Annotated in this window: 19 protein-coding genes and 1 tRNA gene; 9 read left to right on the top strand and 11 right to left on the bottom strand. The window is 70.4% G+C overall.

Annotated features, from left to right (window positions below):
* Positions 1 to 180 precede the first annotated feature (180 nt).
* Both ACJX2R_RS25480 and ACJX2R_RS25475 read right to left on the bottom strand, forming a co-directional pair.
* Positions 181 to 254: transfer RNA gene (locus ACJX2R_RS25480), tRNA-Pro, on the bottom strand.
* 96 nt (positions 255 to 350) lie between these two features.
* The gene (locus ACJX2R_RS25475; RefSeq protein ID WP_413102021.1) at positions 351 to 1,280 is read right to left on the bottom strand and encodes a metallophosphoesterase; all 930 of its coding nucleotides are present in this window, start codon (positions 1,278 to 1,280) and stop codon (positions 351 to 353) included.
* Between the two features lie 77 nt (positions 1,281 to 1,357).
* Here ACJX2R_RS25475 and ACJX2R_RS25470 point away from each other — a divergent pair, with 77 nt between their 5' ends.
* Entirely contained in the window at positions 1,358 to 1,828 is a 471-nt protein-coding gene (locus ACJX2R_RS25470) for a GatB/YqeY domain-containing protein (protein WP_262702164.1), read from the top strand.
* 175 nt (positions 1,829 to 2,003) lie between these two features.
* On the opposite strand, the gene ACJX2R_RS25465 is transcribed toward ACJX2R_RS25470, so the two are convergent.
* The gene (locus tag ACJX2R_RS25465) at positions 2,004 to 4,259 is read right to left on the bottom strand and encodes a transglycosylase domain-containing protein (protein WP_413102020.1); all 2,256 of its coding nucleotides are present in this window, start codon (positions 4,257 to 4,259) and stop codon (positions 2,004 to 2,006) included.
* A gap of 385 nt (positions 4,260 to 4,644) precedes the next feature.
* On the opposite strand from ACJX2R_RS25465, the gene ACJX2R_RS25460 reads away from it, so the two are divergent.
* Entirely contained in the window at positions 4,645 to 4,980 is a 336-nt protein-coding gene (locus ACJX2R_RS25460; protein WP_020870211.1) for a WhiB family transcriptional regulator, read from the top strand.
* A 659-nt stretch (positions 4,981 to 5,639) separates the two neighbouring features.
* Here the strand turns inward: ACJX2R_RS25460 and ACJX2R_RS25455 are convergent.
* Together ACJX2R_RS25455 and ACJX2R_RS25450 are read right to left on the bottom strand one after the other, a co-directional pair.
* Positions 5,640 to 6,989 (bottom strand): ArsA family ATPase, encoded by a 1,350-nt coding sequence (locus ACJX2R_RS25455; RefSeq protein ID WP_413105949.1) that lies wholly within the window; start codon positions 6,987 to 6,989, stop codon positions 5,640 to 5,642.
* Between the two features lie 62 nt (positions 6,990 to 7,051).
* On the bottom strand, positions 7,052 to 8,029 hold the full coding sequence (locus tag ACJX2R_RS25450; RefSeq protein WP_413102019.1) for an ArsA-related P-loop ATPase: 978 nt from the start codon (positions 8,027 to 8,029) through the stop codon (positions 7,052 to 7,054).
* 72 nt (positions 8,030 to 8,101) lie between these two features.
* Between ACJX2R_RS25450 and ACJX2R_RS25445 the strand changes: the two genes are divergently transcribed.
* The 4 genes from ACJX2R_RS25445 to ACJX2R_RS25430 all read left to right on the top strand — a co-directional run bounded on the left by ACJX2R_RS25445 (position 8,102) and on the right by ACJX2R_RS25430 (position 10,893).
* Entirely contained in the window at positions 8,102 to 8,257 is a 156-nt protein-coding gene (locus ACJX2R_RS25445) for a DUF4177 domain-containing protein (protein WP_020870215.1), read from the top strand.
* Positions 8,257 to 8,727, top strand: coding sequence for a RidA family protein (locus ACJX2R_RS25440; RefSeq protein ID WP_413102018.1), 471 nt, complete (start codon positions 8,257 to 8,259; stop codon positions 8,725 to 8,727). The genes ACJX2R_RS25445 and ACJX2R_RS25440 overlap by 1 nt, the downstream gene beginning before the upstream one ends.
* Positions 8,728 to 8,974: 247 nt before the next feature.
* On the top strand, positions 8,975 to 10,066 hold the full coding sequence (locus ACJX2R_RS25435) for an NUDIX hydrolase (RefSeq protein WP_413102017.1): 1,092 nt from the start codon (positions 8,975 to 8,977) through the stop codon (positions 10,064 to 10,066).
* A complete protein-coding gene (locus ACJX2R_RS25430; RefSeq protein WP_413102016.1) occupies positions 10,063 to 10,893 on the top strand; it encodes an MBL fold metallo-hydrolase in 831 nt (276 codons plus the stop codon). Before ACJX2R_RS25435 ends, ACJX2R_RS25430 begins: the two co-directional genes overlap by 4 nt.
* A gap of 122 nt (positions 10,894 to 11,015) precedes the next feature.
* Here ACJX2R_RS25430 and ACJX2R_RS25425 read toward each other — a convergent pair whose 3' ends face one another.
* Positions 11,016 to 11,690, bottom strand: coding sequence for a Crp/Fnr family transcriptional regulator (locus tag ACJX2R_RS25425; protein ID WP_014061749.1), 675 nt, complete (start codon positions 11,688 to 11,690; stop codon positions 11,016 to 11,018).
* Between the two features lie 248 nt (positions 11,691 to 11,938).
* Here ACJX2R_RS25425 and nth point away from each other — a divergent pair, with 248 nt between their 5' ends.
* Genes nth through ACJX2R_RS25410 form a run of 3 tightly spaced genes read left to right on the top strand, consistent with a single transcriptional unit; the run spans position 11,939 to position 14,679 of the window.
* Positions 11,939 to 12,784, top strand: a complete 846-nt coding sequence (gene nth / locus ACJX2R_RS25420) for an endonuclease III (protein WP_413102015.1) — start codon at positions 11,939 to 11,941, stop codon at positions 12,782 to 12,784.
* Entirely contained in the window at positions 12,781 to 13,464 is a 684-nt protein-coding gene (locus ACJX2R_RS25415; RefSeq protein WP_413102014.1) for an NUDIX hydrolase, read from the top strand. Before nth ends, ACJX2R_RS25415 begins: the two co-directional genes overlap by 4 nt.
* Positions 13,465 to 13,476: 12 nt before the next feature.
* Positions 13,477 to 14,679 (top strand): MarP family serine protease, encoded by a 1,203-nt coding sequence (locus ACJX2R_RS25410; RefSeq protein ID WP_413102013.1) that lies wholly within the window; start codon positions 13,477 to 13,479, stop codon positions 14,677 to 14,679.
* Between the two features lie 57 nt (positions 14,680 to 14,736).
* Here ACJX2R_RS25410 and ACJX2R_RS25405 read toward each other — a convergent pair whose 3' ends face one another.
* The 5 genes from ACJX2R_RS25405 to acs form a co-directional block, all read right to left on the bottom strand.
* The gene (locus ACJX2R_RS25405; RefSeq protein WP_413102012.1) at positions 14,737 to 14,940 is read right to left on the bottom strand and encodes a hypothetical protein; all 204 of its coding nucleotides are present in this window, start codon (positions 14,938 to 14,940) and stop codon (positions 14,737 to 14,739) included.
* Positions 14,941 to 15,083: 143 nt separating this feature from the next.
* Positions 15,084 to 16,010 (bottom strand): alpha/beta fold hydrolase, encoded by a 927-nt coding sequence (locus tag ACJX2R_RS25400; protein ID WP_413102011.1) that lies wholly within the window; start codon positions 16,008 to 16,010, stop codon positions 15,084 to 15,086.
* Positions 16,007 to 16,468: a phage holin family protein gene (locus ACJX2R_RS25395; RefSeq protein WP_413102010.1), complete on the bottom strand. Its 462-nt coding sequence runs from the start codon at positions 16,466 to 16,468 to the stop codon at positions 16,007 to 16,009. The genes ACJX2R_RS25400 and ACJX2R_RS25395 overlap by 4 nt, the downstream gene beginning before the upstream one ends.
* Before the next feature lie 175 nt (positions 16,469 to 16,643).
* Positions 16,644 to 18,035, bottom strand: coding sequence for a Na+/H+ antiporter NhaA (nhaA, locus tag ACJX2R_RS25390; protein WP_413102009.1), 1,392 nt, complete (start codon positions 18,033 to 18,035; stop codon positions 16,644 to 16,646).
* A gap of 223 nt (positions 18,036 to 18,258) precedes the next feature.
* Positions 18,259 to 20,220 carry an acetate--CoA ligase gene (acs, locus tag ACJX2R_RS25385; protein WP_413102008.1) on the bottom strand — a complete coding sequence of 654 codons (1,962 nt, stop codon included), beginning with the start codon at positions 20,218 to 20,220 and terminating at the stop codon, positions 18,259 to 18,261.
* Between the last annotated feature and the right edge of the window lie 28 nt (positions 20,221 to 20,248).

The following is a 20,248-nucleotide window of genomic DNA, read 5'->3' as shown; positions in this document are numbered from 1 at the left end:
CTCGCTCCTCGTGACCACGATCGTCGCCAACATCACCCGAGCCCTCAGCCGGTCTCAAGGCGTGCTCGACGAATCCGGCGCCTCATGCCCAACAGCCGCGGTTGCCACTCCACTACCCGGAAACGAGTCAGGGACCCGACCCGCTTTCGCGGATCAGGCCCCTGACCTGTGTTCCTTCAGTCGGGGTGGCGGGATTTGAACCCACGACCTCTTCGTCCCGAACGAAGCGCGCTGCCAAGCTGCGCTACACCCCGAAGCAACGAGCTCTACTTTAGCGGACCTGTGGCCAGAGACGAAATCCGGTTTTCGAGGTCACGCAGGTCGGGGCGGTCCCGATGAGTGGGGTGGGGTCAGGGGGCCTGGGGGGTGAGGGTGAGCAGGGTGGCTTCCGGGGGGCAGGCGAAGCGGACCGGGGTGTAGCGGTTGGTGCCGCAGCCCGCGGAGACGTGGAGGTAGGAGGTGTGGCCGCCGGCCTGGTGCTGGGAGAGGCCCTTGACCCGGCGGGCGTCGAGGTCGCAGTTGGTGACCAGGGCGCCGTAGAAGGGGATGCACAGCTGGCCGCCGTGGGTGTGGCCCGCGAGGATCAGGGGGTAGCGGTCCGCGGCGAAGGCGTCGAGGACGCGCAGATACGGGGCGTGGACCACGGCCAGGGACAGGTCGGCGCCCGACTCGGGGCCGCCGGCCACCTCGGCGTAGCGGTCGCGCTTGATGTGGGGGTCGTCGAGGCCGGTGAGGGCGATCTCGATGTCGTCCAGCTTCAGTCGGCCGCGGGTGTTGGACAGCCCGACCCAGCCGGCCGTGTCGAAGGCGTCGCGGAGCTCGGTCCACGGGTTGTGGATGGCGCCGACGACCGGGGGGTTGCCGTTCAGGCCGTGCTTTCCGCTGGCCTTCTCCAGCAGATAGCGGGCCGGGTTGCGCGGCTTGGGGCCGTAGTAGTCGTTCGAGCCGAAGACATACGCACCGGGAAACTCCATCAGCGGGCCCAGCGCGTCCAGGACCTCCGGCACGCCCTCCGGGTCCGAGAGGTTGTCCCCGGTGTTCACCACGAAGTCGGGGCGCAGGCCGGCCAGGGACTGGAGCCAGCGCTGCTTCTTGCGCTGGCCGCTCACCATGTGGATGTCGGAGACTTGCAGGACGCGCAGGGGGCGCATCCCTCGTGGGAGCACCGGAACGGTGATCCGCCGGAGCCTGAAGGACCGGACTTCGAAGCAGGCGGCGTAGGCGAGGCCGGCCGCGCCGACCGCCGTGATTCCCAGGGGTACTCCGTATCGCGCGCGCATGCCGTCCATGGTCGCAGAACGCCACCGGGGGAGAAATCTTCGGGTGATTCCCGGCCAGTGCTGGCACACTCGACGCCATGACCACCAAGCTCAAGTCCAGGCTCCAGGACGATCTCACCGCGGCGATCAAGGCGCGCGACGAGCTGCGCTCCTCGACTCTCCGGCTCACCATCACCGCGATCACCAAGGAAGAGGTCGCGGGCGAGAGCGCACGTGAGCTGTCCGACGCCGAGGTGGAGAAGATCGTCGCGCGGGAGGCCAAGAAGCGCCGTGAGGCCGCCGAGGCGTTCGAGAAGGGTGGACGCGCCGCGCAGGCCGAGCGGGAGAAGGCGGAGGGCGAGGTGCTCGCCGAGTATCTGCCGAAGCCCCTTACGGACGACGAGCTGGACGCCCTGGTGGCCGAGGCCGTGCGGGAGGCCGCGGCGGGTGGCGCGGAGGGGCCGCGGGCCATGGGCGCCGTGATGAAGATCGTGAACCCGAAGATCGCCGGGCGGGCGGAGGGCGGCCGGGTCGCCGCGGCGGTGAAGCGGCAGCTCGCGGGCGGGTAGTCCCCCGGCGAAGGGCGCCTTGTCGCACTGCGTTATGGGTTGTGTGCGACGTGTATACCGCGTGCTCCGCCATTGGGTGCACACATAGGAGTGTGCACACATAGGAGTGTGCACACATAAGAGAGGGGCCGGACATCTCTGTCCGGCCCCTTCAGCGCTCGATCACGAGCCACGGCTACCGCGGGAAGTTCCAGCCACCGTTCCCGTTGCCTTTCCCGCCATTCCCATTGCCGCCGCCGATCAAGTCCGGCGGCAGGGAGATGTCCGGCCACGGGTTGTCCTGGCCACCGCTGTCGCCGTTGTCGTTGCCCCTGTCGCGGCCCGGCTTGCGGTCGCCCGGCTTCTTGCCGTCGTGGGGCTTGCGCTGGTTCGGGTCCTTGATCTGGACGTTCACGAAGTTCGGCGCCGGCTTGCCGTCGAGCGCGCCGCTCATCGCGTCCTTCCAGATCGGGCCGGGGGTGTCAGCGCCGTAGACCTTGTCGTGGGGGACGCCGCCGATGGTGATGTTCTCCATCTTGACGCCCTTGGCGCCCGGGCCGCCGACCCACACCGCACCGGCCATGTTCGGGGTGTAGCCGACGAACCACGCGGCCCTGCGCTCGTCCGTCGTACCCGTCTTGCCGGCGCTCGGGCGGCTCTGGAGCCCGGCCTGCTTGCCGGTGCCGTCCTCGACCACTCCGCGCAGCAGCGTGTTGATGGTGTCCGCGGTCTTCTCCGACATCGCGCGCGAGCACTTCGACTGCGGGACCTTCAGCTTCTTGCCGCCGGGGCCGGTGATCGACTCGATGAAGACCGGGGAGCAGTAGACACCGCGGTTGGCGAAGGTCGCGTAGGCGTTGGCCATCGTCAGCGGCGAGAAGCCCTCGGAGCCCAGGGTGAGCGAGGGCACCTGGTTGTGCTCCTGGCCGTCGGCGCGCTTCGCCCCCATCTTGTCGGCCATCTGCGTCACTGGGCAGACCCCGATGTCGCTGATCAGCTGGACGAAGTAGGTGTTGACCGACTTGGCGGTCGCCTCCTTCATCCCGTACGGGCCGACCTCCTTCTCGTTCTCGTTCTCGACCGTCGCGCCCTCGTCGTTGCTCCAGGTGCCCTTGCAGGTGGTGACCGGGCTCGGATACTTCATCTTGTACGGCGAGGAGTAGCGCTGATACGGCTTCTTGCCCTGCTCGATGGCGGCCGCCGCGGTGATCGGCTTGAACGTGGAGCCGACCTGGAAGCCGTAGTTCGAGCCGCCCATGGACTTGTCCGCGGACAGGTTGATCTGGGTCTCGTTCTCGCCGAAGCCGTACGGCCTGGACTGGCCCATCCCCAGCACCTTGCCGGTGCCCGGCTCGACCAGTGTCACCGCGGTGGCCACCGGGTCGGACTGGTAGACATGCTTCTTGATCGACGTCTGGACCGACTCCTGGGCCTGCGGGTCGAGCGTCGTGCGGATCGTCAGACCGCCCTGGGTCCAGCGCTTGGCGCGCGCCTCCGCGGTCTTGCCGAAGGTCGGGTCGTTGAGCAGGGTCTCGCGGACGTAGTCACAGAAGAACCCGGCGCCCTTGACGGCCGTGATGCAGCCGCTCCTGGGCATGCTGACCTTGAGGCCGAGCGGCTTCTTCTGGGCGGCGGCGGCCTGTGCCGGAGTGATGTCCTTCACCTCGGCCATGCGCCGCAGAACGGTGTCGCGGCGCGCCTTGGCCGATTTCGGGGCGTTGATCGGGTCGTAGCGGCTGGGCGACTGGACGAGACCGGCCAGCAGCGCCGCCTGCTCCAGCTTCAGATCCTTGGCGGACTTGCTGAAGTAGCGCTGGGACGCCGCCTCGATGCCGTACGCCTGCTGTCCGAAGAAGGTGATGTTCAGGTAGTTCTCGAGGATCCGCTTCTTGCCCAGTTCCTTCTCGACCTTGATCGCGTACTTCAGTTCCTTGATCTTGCGGCCTATGGACTGCCGGGTGGCCTGGGCGACCTTCTCCTTGTCGTCGCCCGCCTCCTCGACGAACACGTTCTTCACATACTGCTGGGTCAGGGTGGAGGCGCCCTGGGAGACCCCGCCGTCCTGCGCGTTGCTGTTGACCGCGCGCAGCACGCCCTTGAGGTCGACCGCCCCGTGCTCGTAGAAGCGGGCGTCCTCGATCGCGACGATCGCCTGCCGCATGTACGGGGAGATGTCATTCAGCTTCACGATCGTCCGGTCGCGGGAGTAGACCTTCGCGATCTCCCCGCCCTTGGCGTCCAGGATCGTGGTCCGCTGGCTGAGCGGCGGTGTCTTGAGATTGGCCGGAATTCCGTCGAACTCCTCGACCGTTCCCTTGGCCGCGAGGCCGAGCGCCCCGACGGCGGGAAGCGCGAGGCCGGCCATCACGGCACCGGCCAGCGCGCTGACGCCGAGGAACTTGGCGGCCTGTTGAGCGGCGGACAGCCCTCCGCTCGAGCGCGTGTTTCCCATAGGACGCAGCCTACGTCTCGAATCGCCGGACAGGGGACCGGGTGTTCGCATAAGCTGTTTCACGCCAGTCACAGCTGAGTGGCTGAGCCACACCTCCACCCTCACTCAAGTGAGCGATGAGACCTGCCCGGATTGCGGCCCCTGTCCTGAGCTGCCCGCTGTTCGGCGCGTGAACTGCCCGTATTTGCACTAGTAATCGCAAATGTCGTCAGCTCACTCCGTTGGGTGATCTGCCGCGTACCCATAGTCCGTTCGGACCATCCAAGATTGGGCCCGCAGGGGGTGTTGCGCTGTGTCTCGCTTCCGTAACGTCCTCAACTGGCGACGGTGAATATGCCGTTTGTCGCCGTGGGGGAGCTCCGATTCGGGAGAGGACGGCGCCAGCATGGGCTGGGTAACCGACTGGAGTGCGCAGGCCGCCTGCCGCACTACTGATCCAGATGAACTGTTCGTCCAGGGCGCGGCACAGAACAGGGCCAAAGCGGTCTGCACCGGATGCCCGGTGCGCACCGAGTGCCTTGCGGATGCCTTGGACAACCGCGTGGAGTTCGGTGTGTGGGGAGGGATGACCGAGCGCGAGCGGCGAGCACTGCTGCGCCGCCGGCCGACGGTGACCTCCTGGCGCAGGCTCCTGGAGACCGCGCGCATCGAGTACGAGCGCAGCGCGGGGATTCTGCCCTTCGACGACGAGGACTACGAGCGCTTCGCCGCGGTCGGATAGTTCGCCACCACCTCACCCACCTCTCGTCTCGGCACGAGTGGGGGTGCGAGTACGGGCGCGCCTCGTCAGGGGCGGGTACGGGTACGCGCACGCCTCCGAGCACGACCGCGGCCAGGGCCGCGGTCGGCCGTGGGGTTGTGGGCGGTCGTGGGACTGTGGGCGGCCATGGGACTGTGGGCGCGGGTGTGACGCGGCCTCGGGTGACATGGCTACCTGGGGCATAGCCTGGGCTATCTGTGGCATGGCTATCTGTGGCATGGCCTGGTGTGACTTGGCCAACAGATCGCTGCGGACCGGGGGTTGGTCCGCCGCCTAGGCCACTGGTGCCGCCTTCGGCCACCGGTGACGCCCTCGGCCGACGGTGACTTTGGCCTGCCTGTCTTCCTGCCTGCCCGCGCGTGTGGGCGTGGGTCTGCCAGTGCGCGCGTGCCGCAGGCCGCCGCCAGCCGGGCAGCCGTGTCCGCCGGAGCCTGGGCGCCGGGACCTGACTCTGTGGCGCCAGGGCCTGGGGCGCCGAAGCCCGAGGATCGAGGCCCAGCTGTGGCGTCCGCGCGCCACGCGGTCCATCACCGCTGCCGCTGTTCGCTATGCGTGCTGTCTGTCGTGTGTCGTGCGTCTCCATCCATGCGCGGGCGGCCGGTCGCCCGGCGGGCACCGACTCAGCCCGCCACGCGACTGGTCCGCTCCGGCGGGACCGCGAGGCGTTCGCCGATCGCCCGCAGCCCTGCCAAGTCGTGTACGTCGCCAGGGAGTGCGGCCACTTGGGCCACCGGAACCTCGGGGTGGAGGGCCGTGAAGCGGTCGTGTGTGCGCTGCTCGCGTCCGAGCACCTGCATACGCTCCGCGTGCAGCCGAAGCAGGCCCGCGGCGAGCCGCTCCGCCGACGGGTCCGCCGACGTGGGGGAGACGTCGGGGTCCGCTGCCGAGGGGTTCCGCGCTTGAGCATTCCCTGAGGGGGGATCGACAAATCCGCCGTTGGCAAGATTTTCTGCCCCGGCGCCGTTCTTGGCCGGATCGCTTCCCTCCGCGGCGTTCGCGAGCGCATCGTCCGGATCCACGGGATCGTCGGCCAAGGTCAGGATCTCCGCGGCGGCCAACGCACGTTCCGCCGACAGCTGTTCGGCACCGCTGCCGTGGACCCGGTTCAGCACCAGCCCGGCCAGCGGCATCTGGTCCGCGGCCAGCCGTTCCACGAAGTACGCGGCCTCCCGCAGGGCGTCCCGCTCGGGCGCGGCCACCACGAGGAAGGCCGTACCCGGAGCCTGTAGGAGCCGGTAGGTGGCCTCCGCGCGAGTACGGAATCCGCCGAACATGGTGTCCATCGCGGCAGCAAACGTCTGAACGTCGCGCATCAGCTGCCCGCCGAGCACCTTGCTGACCGTGCCCGTCATCATCGAGACGCCCACGTTCAGGAACTTCATCCCGGCCTTGCCGCCCACCTTGGCCGGGGCCATCAGGACCTTGATGAACTTCCCGTCCAGGAAGGAGCCGAGACGTTTCGGCGCGTCCAGGAAGTCCAGCGCCGACCGGCTGGGCGGGGTGTCGACGATGATCAGATCCCATTCGTCGCGGGCCCGGAGCTGGCCGAGTTTCTCCATGGCCATGTACTCCTGCGTGCCCGCGAAACCGGCCGAGAGCGACTGGTAGAAGGGGTTCGCGAGGATCGCACGGGCGCGCTCGGGGTCGGCGTGCGCCTCCACGAACTCGTCGAACGTCCGCTTCATGTCGAGCATCATGGCGTGCAGTTCGCCGCCGTTCCCGCCGCCGACGCCCTCCACCCGGCGCGGGATGTTGTCCAGCGCGTCGATGCCCATGGACTGCGCGAGCCGGCGGGCCGGGTCGATGGTGAGGACGACGGCCTTACGGCCGCGCTCGGCGGCCCGTACACCCAGGGCGGCGGCGGTGGTGGTCTTACCGACGCCACCGGAGCCGCAGCACACCACGATGCGGGTCTGCGGATCGTCCAGCAGGACGTCGATGTCCAGCCGGGGTGCCACGTCCATGCTCATGTCGCCTCCTGCGTACGACTCGTTGTCCGTGGTGTCCGTGGCGCCCTTACGGCGGGCGCCGCTCACGCCGGCCACTGCTTGCGCAGATCCGCCGCGAGCCGGTACAGCCCGGCCAGGTCGATGCCGTCCGTGAGCAGCTCCAACTCGTGCAGCGGCAGACCCAGGCCGGTCAGCTCGGTGCGCTGCGCCCGCTCCAGCGCCACCCGCTCGGCGTGCTCGCGCGCCTGCTCCAGCAGCGGGTCGACCAGCCGCTCGGCCATGCCGCCGCGGCGCGCACCGCCCAGGCCCGCCTGGGAGAGCGCCTTGGCGACGGCCGCGCGCTGCCCGTTGGCGGCCACCTCGACGGCCTCGTGGTCGAGGATCGCGGGGCGGACCATGTTGATGATGACCCCGCCCGTCGGAAGGCCGTCGGCGCGCAGCTCGGCGATGCCGTCCGCGGTCTCCTGGACCGGCATCTCCTCCAACAGGGTCACCATGTGGACCGCGGTCTGGGGGGACTTCAGGACGCGCATCACGGCCTGGGCCTGATTGTGTATCGGGCCGGTCCTGGCCAGCCCGGCCACCTCGTGGTTGACGTTCAGGAAGCGGGTGATGCGGCCGGTGGGCGGCGCGTCCATGACCACGGAGTCGTAGACGAAGCGGCCGTCCTTGCCCTTGCGGCGCACCGCCTCGCACGCCTTGCCGGTCAGCAGGACGTCCCGCAGCCCCGGGGCGATGGTGGTCGCGAAGTCGATCGCGCCGAGCTTCTTGAGGGCACGTCCGGCCGAGCCCAGCTTGTAGAACATATGGAGGTAGTCCAGAAGTGCGAACTCCGGATCGATCGCCAGAGCGTGCACCTCACCGCCGCCCGGTGCGGTGGCGATCTTCCGCTCCTCGTAGGGCAGCGGCTCCGTCTCGAAGAGCTGCGCGATGCCCTGGCGGCCCTCGACCTCCACCAGCAGGGTTTGCCTGCCATCGGCCGCGAGGGCCAGCGCGAGTGCGGCGGCGACCGTGGTCTTGCCGGTTCCGCCCTTGCCACTGATGACATGGAGCCTGCTCACAGTGGGGAGCCTAACCAGTCCCCCCTCGCCCTACGCACCAGGGCCCGGCGGAGAGGCATTACAGTCGGCCCCATGACCAAGTGGGAATACGCGACCGTACCGCTGCTCGTGCACGCCACGAAGCAGATTCTGGACACCTGGGGCGAGGACGGCTGGGAGCTGGTCCAGGTGGTCCCCGGCCCGAACCCGGAGCAGTTGGTGGCCTATCTGAAGCGGGAGAAGGGCTGATGGCGGGCGGCACGGTCGAGGGCAGGCTCGCCGGGCTCGGCCTGACGCTGCCCGCGGTCGCGGCACCCCTGGCCTCCTATGTGCCCGCGCTCCGCACCGGCCCGTACGTCTACACCTCGGGCCAGCTGCCGCTGGTCGAGGGGAAGCTGGGCGTGACCGGCAAGGTCGGCGCCGAGGTCACCCCCGAGGAGGCCAAGGACCTGGCGCGCGTCTGTGCGCTGAACGCGCTGGCCGCCGTGAAGTCGGTCGTCGGCGACCTGGACCAGATCGTGCGGGTCGTGAAGGTCGTCGGCTTCGTCGCCTCCGCGCCGGACTTCACCGGCCAGCCGGGCGTCGTCAACGGCGCGAGCGAGCTGCTGGGCGAGGCCCTGGGCGACGCGGGCGTTCACGCGCGCAGCGCGGTGGGCGTGGCGGTGCTGCCCCTGGACGCGCCGGTCGAGGTCGAGATCCAGGTCGAGGTCGCGGACTAGGGCCGGGTCGCGGGCCGGCGAGCGGTTCGGACGGCGAGCCGGTGGGCGCACGCGCACGCGCAGGCGTACGTGGACGCGGGCACGGACCGGTTGTGACAGCCGGTGCGTGGACCGGTGCGACGGTCGGTGCTCGGCCGGTGCGGCGATCGGCGCGCGGACCGGTGTGACGTTCGGTGCTCGGGCCGGCCCCGGCGTGGCGCCGCGGGGGCCACTCGAACATCAGCCCGTAAGCGCATAGCATCCGGCCATGTCCACTACGAATGGCCAGTGGTACCCACCCGAGTGGCCAGAGCGGATCCGGCTCCTGTCGGCCGGTGAGCTCACACCGGTGGCACCGCGCCGGGCCGCCACCGTCCTGCTGCTGCGGGACGGACCGGACGGAACGGCCGGGCAGGACGCACCACAGGACGCGCAGGACGCACGGGACGGGGACGGGCAGCACACACCCGACGAGCCCGACGCGGCGGAGCGGCCCGGCACGGCGCGGGAGTCCGAGGGGGCTCCGGAGCCCGCAGCAGAGTCCGCGGAGGGCTCTGAAACGCCCCCAGAGGGCCTGCGGGACGCGGCGGGAGAGGCCGCCGCCGGTCCCGCCGTCTACATGCTGCGCAGACGCGCCTCCATGGCCTTCGCCGGAGGCGCGTACGCCTATCCGGGCGGGGCCGTGGACCCGCGCGACGAGCGGATGGTCACCTGGGCCGGTCCCTCGCGGGCGCAGTGGGCGCGGCGGCTGGGCCTGGACCCGAGCGAGGGGACGCAGGCGCAGGCCATCGTGTGCGCGGCGGTCCGCGAGACCTTCGAGGAGGCGGGGGTGCTGCTCGCGGGCCCGACGCCGCACACCGTGGTCGCGGACACGACCGGCGACGACTGGGAGGCGGACCGCGCGGCGCTGGTCGCCCGGGATCTGTCCTTCGCGGAGTTCCTGGACCGCCGGGGGCTCGTACTCCGCTCGGACCTGCTGAGCTGCTGGGCGCGCTGGATCACCCCGGAGTTCGAACCGCGCCGCTACGACACCTGGTTCTTCGTGGCTGCGCTGCCGCGGGGGCAGCGCACCCGTAACGCCTCCACGGAGGCGGACCGGACCGTCTGGATCCGTCCGGGTGACGCGGCCGACGGCTACGACCGGGGCGAGCTGCTGATGATGCCGCCCACGATCGCGACGCTGCGCCAGCTCGCGGACTACGGCTCGGTCGCCGACGCGCTGGCCGCCGCGACGGACCGGGACCTGACGCCGGTCCTGGCCCGGGCCCGGGTGGAGAACGGGGAGCTGGTGCTGAGCTGGCCGGGCCATGATGAGTTCACGAAGCACATCCCGGGAGCCACGGGGGGACCCTCCGCATGACGTACGCATCCGCTCTGCCCGGCCAGCCGCGCGGGGGCACCATCGGCGGCCCGGCCACCGACCGGGCCGTCTGCGTCCTGGCGCCGAACGCCTCGCCCATGACCCTGGACGGCACCAACACCTGGATCGTCGCCGAGCCCGACTCCGACCTCGCCGTCGTCATCGATCCCGGCCCGCTGGACGACGCCCACCTCAAGGAGGTCATCGCGACCGCCGAGCGGGCGGGCAGGCGGGTCGCGCTGACGCTGCTCACCCATGGCCACCCCGACCACGCGGAGGGCGCGGCGCGCTTCGCGGAGCTGACACGGACGTCCGTAAGGGCGCTGGATCCGGCGCTGCGGCTGGGGGACGAGGGGCTGGAGCTGGGGGGCGTCATAACCACCGGCGGTCTGGAGCTGCGGGTGGTGCCCACGCCCGGCCACACCGCCGACTCGCTGTCCTTCCACCTTCCGGCCGATGGCGCGGTCCTTACGGGTGACACGGTGCTCGGGCGCGGCACGACCGTCGTCGCGCATCCGGACGGGCGGCTCGGCGACTACCTGGACTCGCTGCGGCGGCTGCGCTCGCTGACGGTGGACGACGGGGTGGACACCGTCCTGCCGGGCCATGGGCCGGTGCTGAACGACGCCCAGGGCGCCGTGGAGTACTACCTCGCGCATCGCGCCAACCGGCTCGCGCAGGTGGAGACGGCGGTCGAGGACGGCTACCGGACGCCCTCGGAGGTCGTGGCGCATGTGTACGCGGACGTGGACCGGTCCCTGTGGCCGGCGGCGGAGCTGTCGGTCCGGGCCCAGCTGGACTATCTGCGCGAGCACGGGCTGATCTGACCGCGCGAGACCGAAGACCGACCACGGGCCGAGCGCCTGGGTCCGGCCGTTCATGAGCGCCGTAAGGGGCCCGCCGGATTCCGGCGGGCCCCTTACGATCGTGCTTCGCGTTCCGTCCGGCGTCAGCGGGAGCGCTTGGCCAGCCGCTCGACGTCCAGCAGGATCACCGCGCGCGCCTCCAGCCGCAGCCAGCCGCGGCCCGCGAAGTCGGCGAGCGCCTTGTTGACGGTCTCGCGGGAGGCGCCGACCAGCTGAGCCAGTTCCTCCTGGGTCAGGTCGTGGACGACGTGGATGCCTTCCTCCGACTGCACGCCGAAGCGGCGCGACAGGTCCAGCAGGGCCCTGGCGACCCGGCCGGGGACGTCGGAGAAGACCAGGTCGGACATCTGGTCGTTGGTCTTGCGCAGGCGCCGGGCGACCGCGCGCAGCAGCGCGGAGGCGACCTCGGGCCGGGCGTTCAGCCACGGCTGGAGATCGCCGTGGCCGAGGCCGAGCAGCTTGACTTCGGTGAGCGCGGTGGCGGTGGCGGTGCGCGGGCCCGGGTCGAAGAGCGACAGCTCGCCGATCAGCTCGCCGGGGCCGAGCACGGCCAGCATGTTCTCGCGGCCGTCGGGAGAGGTGCGGTGGAGCTTCACCTTGCCCTCGGTGACCACGTACAGGCGGTCGCCGGGGTCCCCTTCGTGGAAGAGCGCGTCACCCCGCGCGAGGGTGACCTCTCCCATGGAGGCGCGCAGCTCAGCGGCCTGCTCGTCATCGAGCGCCGCGAAGAGCGGGGCGCGCCGCAGAACGTCGTCCACGAGTCTCTCCTTGTCGACATGCACAGGGGACCGACGTCCCCATGATGCCGGACGGTAAAACAGTGCGATCAATCACAAGTTTGACGCACTGGCCTGCCGAGCTGTGCGGCAGGGGTCCGATTGGGGGCCTCTTCACGGCGGCCGGGCCGGATGTCAGTGGGTGGGCTTAGGCTGGCCGGGTGTCCAATACGCCGGTGAGAGCACAGGGCAAGGGGGCCGGACGGGTGACCGCACCTCGTAATTCCGCTGTGGGCGAACAAGGGTCCGCCGACTCGACAGAAGCCTCGAAACCGCATAAATCGGTCAAGGGCTCGAAGGGCGCCCGCCCCGAGTCCCGGCTCGCCCTCGTCCGCCGCGCCCGGCGCATCAACCGCGAGCTCGCCGAGGTGTATCCGTACGCCCATCCCGAGCTGGACTTCGAGAACTCGTTCCAGCTGCTGGTGGCCACGGTCCTGTCGGCCCAGACCACCGATCTGCGGGTCAACCAGACCACCCCCGCGCTCTTCGCCGCGTATCCGACGCCCGAGGACATGGCCGCTGCCGACCCGGAGGCCCTGGAGCAGCTGATCAGGCCCACCGGCTTCTTCCGCGCCAAGGCCAAATCGCTGCTCGGCCTCTCCGCCGCCCTCCGCGACCGGTTCGGCGGCGAGGTCCCGGGCCGGCTCGAGGACCTGGTCACCCTGCCCGGTGTCGGCCGTAAGACGGCCAATGTGGTGCTCGGCAATGCCTTCGGAGTGCCGGGCCTGACCGTGGACACCCACTTCGGGCGGCTGGTGCGGCGCTGGAAGTGGACCGCCCAGGAGGACCCCGAGAAGGTCGAGGCCGAGATCGCCGCGCTCTTCCCCAAGAGCGAGTGGACGATGCTCTCGCACCGCATCATCTTCCACGGCCGCCGCGTCTGCCACGCCCGCAAGCCCGCGTGCGGCGCCTGCCCGATCGCCCCGCTCTGCCCGGCGTACGGGGAGGGCGAGACCGACCCGGACAAGGCGAAGAAGCTGCTGAAGTACGAGATGGGCGGCCAGCCCGGCCAGCGCCTGCGCCCGCCGTCCGACTACCCCGGCCGTCCCGCCGCCCCCCTGGGGGCCGCCGAGTGACGAGTACCTACGGGGATGTGGAGGTCAGCGTCCAGGGGCTGCCGGAGTGGCTGCTCCCGGTTGCCCGGCTGGCCGAGACGATCGAGCCACGCCAGCTGAGCCGGTTTCTGCCGCCCGAGCAGGGCGGAGGCCGCCCCTCCGCCGTGCTGGTGCTCTTCGGTGAGGGCCCCGGCGGCCCGGAGCTGCTGCTCATGGAGCGCTCCGGCTCGCTGCGCTCGCACGCCGGCCAGCCCTCCTTCCCCGGCGGTGCCCTCGACCCGGAGGACGGCGATCCGGAGGAGGAAGGTCCGCTGCGCGCGGCGCTGCGCGAGGCCGAGGAGGAGACCGGGCTCGACCCCTCGGGGGTCCAGGTCTTCGCGGTCCTGCCGCGGCTCTACATCCCGGTGAGCGGCTTCGTCGTCACCCCGGTGCTGGGCTGGTGGCGCCGGCCCACCCCGGTCGGGCCGGTGGACCCGGCCGAGACGGCCCGGGTCTTCACGGTTCCCGTGGCGGATCTCACGGACCCGGAGAACCGGGCCACCACCGTCCACCCCAGCGGCCACCGGGGGCCCGCCTTCCTGGTGGGATCCGCTCTGGTCTGGGGTTTCACCGCCGGAGTGATCGATCGCATCCTGCATTACGCGGGATGGGAGCGACCGTGGGACCGAGCCAAGCGCGTCCCACTCGACTGGCGCGCGTGAGACGGTGTTCCGGTGAATGTGCTGGACATCCTGCTGCTGCTCGCCGCCGTGTGGTTCGCGATCGTCGGCTACCGCCAGGGGTTCGTCGTCGGCGTGCTGTCGGTGACGGGGTTCATCGGAGGTGGGCTGATCGCGATCTACCTGCTGCCGCTCATATGGGACGGCACCACCGACGACAAGACATCCCCCGGCACCGTCGGTGCCGTGGTGGCGATCGTCCTGGTGATCGTGTGCGCCTCGGTCGGCCAGGCGGCCACCACCCACCTGGGGAACAAGCTGCGGCGGTACATCACCTGGTCACCGGCGCGCGCCCTGGACGCGACCGGCGGCGCGCTGGTGAACGTCCTGGCGATGCTGCTGGTGGCCTGGCTGATCGGCTCCCTGGTGGCGCAGACCTCGCTCCCCACCCTGGGCCGGGAGGTCCGCGACTCCAAGGTGCTGCTCGGGGTGTCCCGCGTCGTTCCGGACGAGGCGAACACCTGGTTCACCGACTTCTCCTCGGTGCTCGCGCAGAACGGCTTCCCGCAGGTCTTCTCGCCCTTCGCCAATGAGCCGATCACCACCGTGCCGCAGCCCGACCCCGCGCTCGCCCAGTCGCCGGTGGCCACGCGGGCGCAGGAGAGCATCGTCAAGGTCGTCGGCACCGCCCCCAGCTGTGGCAAGGTCCTCGAGGGCAGCGGCTTCGTCTTCGCCCCGAACCGGGTCATGACCAACGCCCATGTCGTCGGCGGCGTCAGCGACCCGACCGTGCAGATAGGCGGCGAGGGTCGGCTCTACGACGCCAAGGTCGTGCTCTACGACTGGAAGCGCGATATCGCGGTCCTCGATGTGCCCTCGTTGCAGGCCCCGGCGTTGCAGTTCGCGCAGGACGACGCGCGCACCGGTGATGGCGCGATCGTCGCCGGCTTCCCGGAGAACGGCGCCTTCGATGTGCGCGCGGCCCGCGTCCGCGGCCGTATCGAGGCCAATGGCCCCGACATCTACCGCCGCTCCACCGTGCACCGCGATGTGTACTCGCTGTACGCGACGGTGCGGCAGGGCAACTCCGGCGGTCCGCTGCTCACCCCGCAGGGGCGGGTGTACGGCGTGGTGTTCGCCAAGTCCCTCGATGACGCCAACACCGGATACGCGCTGACGGCGGACGAGGTGAGCGAGGACATCCAGAAGGGGCGCACGGCCGACCAGCCGGTGGACAGCCAGGGGTGTGCCCTCTAGTTTCCGTTGTCGCTGTGGCCCCGGGCGCGCTCGGGATGCTGCTAGCGGCCGCTACTGCTAGCGGCCGCGTGGATGGCGCAGTCGCGCCGAGACCCACCGGGCCCGGCGGCGGATGATGCGGGGAATCCCGATGTTCGGGTCATGGCCTTGGGTAGGCCCGGAGCCGCCCCGCTCGGAAACACCCAGCGCGGCATTGGCAGTAGCGGCGGCCTCGGGGCCGCGGCTGTTTGGTGCGTCACGGTAGTCGTGCGTCCAGCCCATACCTCGGTGTGTGCCCCTGACCCAAGGTCCGTAATCGCCGCTGGCTGCGGCAATTGGCCTATGCTCCAGGCAATTGGCTGTTCGAAAAACAGATGTTCGCCCGCGCGTGGGAACGTGGTCGGAATGCGTACGTCCGATGACGCTCAGCGGTCGGGTTCGGGGTCCTTCAGCCAGTTGATCAGCTCGGTGGTGAAGGCCTGGGGGTCCTCCTCGTGCGGGAAGTGGCCGAGCCCGTCGAAGAGCCGCCAGCGGTAGGGGGCCTCGACATACTCACCGGAGCCCGCCGCGCTGCGGGTGCGCATCACCGGGTCGAGTGATCCGTGCAGATGCAGGGTCGGCACCCGCACCGGCCGCTTCATCCGCCGGTTGAACTGGAAACCGTCCGGCCGAGCCAGCGACCGCACCATCCAGCGGTACGGCTCGATCGAGCAGTGCGCGGTCGAGGGGATGCACATCGCCCGCCGGTAGACCTCCACCGCGTCGTCCTCGGGCAGCCGCGGTCCGGACCAGTCCCGGAGCAGCCGCCCCACGGCCGCGGCGTCGTCCGCGACCAACTGGCGCTCGGGCAGCCAGGGCCGCTGGAAACCCCAGATATGGGAGCTGGCCGCGCTCTGCTTGACGTCCGCGACCATCGCCGAGCGCCAGCGGCGGGGATGCGGCATCGAGGCCACCGCGAGCCGCCGCACCAGCTTCGGCCGCATCACGGCGGCCGTCCACGCCAGGTATCCGCCCAGGTCATGGCCTACGAGCGCGGCGTCCGGCTCGCCCAGCGAGCGGATCACACCGGTGATGTCGAGGGCGAGGTTGGCCGGGTCGTAGCCCCGCGGCGTACGGTCGCTGCCGCCCACTCCGCGCAGATCCATCGCGACCGCGCGGTAGCCGGCGTCGGCGAGCGCGGGCAGCTGGTGCCGCCAGGTCCACCAGAACTGCGGAAAGCCGTGCAACAGCAGTACCAGCGGGCCGTCACCCAGCTCGGCGATGTGGAAGCGCGCGCCGTTGGCCGCGACATCCCGGTGGGTCCAGGGGCCGTCGAGCCGTACGACCGACGCGGAGGTATCAGGGACGGTCATGCCGACGAGCGTGTCACATCCCGCGCCGGGCGTCCGCCATTGCTCGCGGCACGCGGATGCGGCTTGACGCTCCCCAGTACGGCGGCCGTCTCCTTGGACGAGGAAATCGACCGCTTCGGCGCCTTGACCTTCTTGAACTTCAGCAGCGCCAGCAGACCCAGGATCCCGGCGAACAGCCAGTAGATACCGCCCACGATCAGGAAGCACCAGGCGAGGCCGAGGCCGGTCCACGAGCGCATGCCGTAGGCGAGGGCGAAACTCAGCACCGGCAGCGAGAACAGCAGCAGCACCCCGGCCGCCATCCCCGCGCCGCTGCCGACCGCGGCCTTCTTGGCCCCCACCCGGAGCTCGGCCTTGGCCAGCGCGATCTCGTCGTGCACCAGCGCCGACAGCTCGGTGGTCGCCGTCGCCACCAGCTGGCCGAGGCTGCGGTTGCCGCCGTCGTCGGCTGCGCTCATCGCCATCTCCCTCTGCTCTTGTGCGTCTTACCGCTCGTGTCTTGTGCGTCTTGTGCTCGTGCTGCGTCGTTCGTGCTTGGTACGTCGTCAGCGCTTGGTAGGTCCGTCAGTGCTCGGTACGTCGTGGTGCTTGCTACGTCTTCTGCGTATTTCTGCGGGTGTCAAGCCTCTCAGATCATGCCGGACCATCGTCGCCGGAGTCGTTCGCGGCAGCCACTTCGGCAAGCCGCCGGTGCTCGGCGGCCTTCGCCTCGTGAATGGCGGCCATCCGCAGGTGGTACGCGGGGCTGTCGAGCTCATAGATATCCGGGATGCCGTCCATGTCCTCGTCCCGCTCCTCCTCCTGACACAGCCGCTGGTACTTGGCGTTGCGCAGTTTGAGGAGGACCCCGGCGAACAGGGCGGCGGCCAGCGAGCCGATGAGGACCGCCGCCTTGACCTCCTCGGCGAGCGTGGGGTCGCCGGGGAAGGCGAGTTCGTCGATGAGGAGGGAGACGGTGAAGCCGATTCCGGCGAGGGTGGCCACGGCGAAGACATCGGCCCAGGCCAGGTCTTCGTTCAGCTCGGCCCTGGTGAAGCGGGCGGCGCACCAGGAGCCGCCGAAGACGCCGACGGCCTTGCCCACGACGAGACCGAGGACGACGCCGAGTGTCTCCGGGCGGGTGAAGACATCCGCCACGGCCCCGCCGGAGAGCGGCACCCCGGCCGCGAACAGCGCGAACAGCGGCACCGCCACCCCCGCCGACACCGGGCGCACCCGGTGCTCGACGCGCTCGGCGGGGGAGCGCTCCTCACCCTCCCGTACGGTGCAGCGCAGCATCAGGCCCATCGCGACGCCGGCGATGGTGGCGTGCACACCGCTGGCGTGCATCAGCGCCCAGATCACCACGGCGAGCGGGACGTATATCCAGGCCGTCCGGACGCCCTTGCGGTGCAGCAGCCAGAAGAGGGCGAGTGCGGCGACCGACAGGATCAGGGCGACGAAGTTGATGTGCTGGGTGAAGAAGATCGCGATGATGACGATCGCGCCGAGGTCGTCGACGACCGCGAGAGTGAGCAGGAAGGCGCGCAGCGCGGCGGGCAGCGCGGTGCCGATCACGGCGAGGATGGCGAGCGCGAAGGCGATATCGGTGGCGGTCGGCACGGCCCAGCCCTTGAGGCTGCCGCCGCCGCTCGCGCTGACGATGACGTAGACGAGCGCGGGCAGGACCATGCCGCAGACGGCGGCGATCACGGGCAGCGCGGCGGCCTTGGGGTCGCGCAGCTCGCCCGCGACCAGCTCGCGCTTGAGCTCGATACCGGCGACGAAGAAGAAGATCGTCAGCAGGCCGTCGGTGGCCCAGGAGGCGACCGAGAGACGCAGATGCAGCGCCTGGGGGCCGAAGGAGAAGTCCCTGATGTCGCCGTAGACGCCGCTGAGGGGGGTGTTGGCGAGGATCAGCGCCACGATGGCGGCCACCAGGAGGATCACACCGCCGACGGTCTCGGTGCGCAGCGCGTCGATGACGAACGTCCGCTCGGGCAGCGACAGGCGTCCGAGAAACTTGCGGCTGGTGGGCGCGGCCACGGGCGGGCCTCCTGGGTGGTCGAGGTGCGGATACACGTATGGCGTATGCCGACCAGACTTCCCGGCGCTCCTGTCCATCATCTTGTCGCAATTTTTGCGTGGCAGCCACCTGCGACGGCCGCGCGCGGCGGCCGCCCCTGACGGTTCACCTGCGGCAGCCACAGCGAAGGGGCGCCCCCGCCAGGCGGGAACGCCCCTCGTCTGTTCGGCGCAGGGGCTGGGATCAGTCCTCGCTGGGGGCGGAGGGCAGCTTGCTCTGGATCAGCTCCATGACGGAGGAGTCGGTGAGCGTGGTGACATCGCCCAGGGCCCGGTTCTCGGCGACATCACGCAGCAGACGCCGCATGATCTTGCCGGAGCGGGTCTTGGGCAGCTCGGCCACCGGCAGGATCCGCTTGGGCTTGGCGATCGGGCCGAGCTGCTTGGCCACATGCGCCCGCAACTCCTCGACCAGGCCCTCGTCCTCGGCCGCGGTGCCGCGCAGGATGACGAACGCGCAGATGGCCTGGGTGGTCTGCGGGTCGGTGGCACCGACGACCGCCGCCTCGGCGACCTTGGGGTGCGAGACGAGGGCCGACTCGACCTCGGTCGTGGAGATGTTGTGGCCGGAGACCAGCATCACATCGTCGACCCGGCCGAGCAGCCAGATGTCGCCGTCGTCGTCCTTCTTGGCACCGTCGCCCGCGAAGTAGCGCTTGTCGAAGCGGGACCAGTAGGTGTCCAGGTAGCGCTGGTCGTCGCCCCAGATGGTGCGGAGCATGGACGGCCACGGCTCGGTGAGCACCAGATAGCCGCCGTGGCCGTTCGGCACCTCATTGGCCTCGTCGTCCACGACGGTGGCGGCGATGCCCGGCAGCGGGACCTGGGCCGAACCCGGCTTGGTGGCGGTGACTCCCGGCAGCGGGCTGATCATGATGCCGCCGGTCTCGGTCTGCCACCAGGTGTCGACGACGGGAGTGGTGTCCGCGCCGATGTGCTTGCGGTACCAGACCCATGCCTCGGGGTTGATGGGCTCGCCGACGGAGCCGAGGATCCGCAGCGAGGAGAGGTCGAACTTGGCCGGGATGTCGTCGCCCCACTTCATGCAGGCGCGGATCGCGGTCGGGGCGGTGTACAGGATGGTGACCCCGTACTTCTGGACGACCTCCCACCAGCGGCCCTGGTGGGGGGTGTCCGGGGTGCCCTCGTAGAGCACCTCGGTGGCGCCGTTGGAGAGCGGGCCGTAGACGATGTACGAGTGGCCGGTGACCCAGCCGACGTCCGCCGTGCACCAGAAGACATCGGTCTCCGGCTTGAGGTCGAAGACGGCGTGGTGGGTGTAGGAGACCTGGGTGAGGAAGCCGCCGGAGGTGTGCAGGATGCCCTTCGGCTTACCGGTCGTGCCCGAGGTGTAGAGGATGAACAGCGGGTGCTCGGCGTCGAACGCCTCGGGGGTGTGCTGCTCCGGCTGGCGCTCCACGATCTCGTGCCACCAGACGTCGCGGCCCTCGCTCCAGTCCACCTCCTGGCCGGTGCGGCGGACGACCAGCACACTGCGCACGTTCTCGGTGCCGGGCCGGGTGAGCGCCTCGTCGACGGCGGGCTTGAGCGCGGACGGCTTGCCACGGCGGTAGCCGCCGTCGGCGGTGATGATGACCCGGGCGTCGGCGTCCTGGATACGGGTGGCGAGAGCGTCGGCCGAGAAGCCGCCGAAGACCACCGAATGCGGGGCGCCGATGCGGGCGCAGGCCAGCATCGCGACCACGGTCTCCGGGATCATCGGCATGTAGATGGCGACCCGGTCGCCCGACCGGACACCCAGCTCGGTCAGCGCGTGGGCCGCTTGGGAGACCTCTCGCTGTAGCTCGGCGTAGGTGAGGGAGCGGGTGTCGCCGGGCTCGCCCTCGAAGTGGAGCGCCACCCGGTCGCCCAGACCGTTCTCGACATGCCGGTCGACGCAGTTGTACGCCACATTGAGCTTGCCGTCGGCGAACCACTTCGCGAAGGGCGGGTTCGACCAGTCGAGTGTCTCGGTCGGCGCGGTCGCCCAGGACAGCCGACGGGCCTGCTCGGCCCAGAAGCCCAGGCGGTCCACCTTTGCCCGCTCATACGCCTCGGCCGTGACATTGGCGTTCGCGGTCAGCTCGGCGGGCGGCGCGAAGCGACGCTCCTCCCGAAGAAGGTTGGCCAGGCTCTCGTTACTCACGACATCTCCCATTCCCAGGGTGTCCGTT

This window comes from Streptomyces sp. Inha503, assembly GCF_047215865.1.
In the GTDB taxonomy this organism is placed as follows: domain Bacteria; phylum Actinomycetota; class Actinomycetes; order Streptomycetales; family Streptomycetaceae; genus Streptomyces; species Streptomyces lycopersici.
Note: the sequence above shows the minus strand (reverse complement) of the source record. Positions and strands in the feature narration are given on the sequence as shown.

Bases quoted from the DNA above. Each gene is read 5' to 3' on its own strand.
- ACJX2R_RS25430 (WP_413102016.1), top strand. From the start codon at position 10,063: ATGACGTACGCATCCGCTCTGCCCGGCCAGCCGCGCGGGGGCACCATC.
- ACJX2R_RS25405 (WP_413102012.1), bottom strand. From the start codon at position 14,940: ATGGGCTGGACGCACGACTACCGTGACGCACCAAACAGCCGCGGCCCC.
- ACJX2R_RS25465 (WP_413102020.1), bottom strand. From the start codon at position 4,259: ATGGGAAACACGCGCTCGAGCGGAGGGCTGTCCGCCGCTCAACAGGCC.
- ACJX2R_RS25460 (WP_020870211.1), top strand. From the start codon at position 4,645: ATGGGCTGGGTAACCGACTGGAGTGCGCAGGCCGCCTGCCGCACTACT.
- ACJX2R_RS25445 (WP_020870215.1), top strand. From the start codon at position 8,102: ATGACCAAGTGGGAATACGCGACCGTACCGCTGCTCGTGCACGCCACG.
- ACJX2R_RS25470 (WP_262702164.1), top strand. From the start codon at position 1,358: ATGACCACCAAGCTCAAGTCCAGGCTCCAGGACGATCTCACCGCGGCG.
- ACJX2R_RS25435 (WP_413102017.1), top strand. From the start codon at position 8,975: ATGTCCACTACGAATGGCCAGTGGTACCCACCCGAGTGGCCAGAGCGG.
- ACJX2R_RS25455 (WP_413105949.1), bottom strand. From the start codon at position 6,989: ATGAGCATGGACGTGGCACCCCGGCTGGACATCGACGTCCTGCTGGAC.
- ACJX2R_RS25475 (WP_413102021.1), bottom strand. From the start codon at position 1,280: ATGCGCGCGCGATACGGAGTACCCCTGGGAATCACGGCGGTCGGCGCG.
- ACJX2R_RS25440 (WP_413102018.1), top strand. From the start codon at position 8,257: ATGGCGGGCGGCACGGTCGAGGGCAGGCTCGCCGGGCTCGGCCTGACG.
- ACJX2R_RS25400 (WP_413102011.1), bottom strand. From the start codon at position 16,010: ATGACCGTCCCTGATACCTCCGCGTCGGTCGTACGGCTCGACGGCCCC.
- ACJX2R_RS25395 (WP_413102010.1), bottom strand. From the start codon at position 16,468: ATGAGCGCAGCCGACGACGGCGGCAACCGCAGCCTCGGCCAGCTGGTG.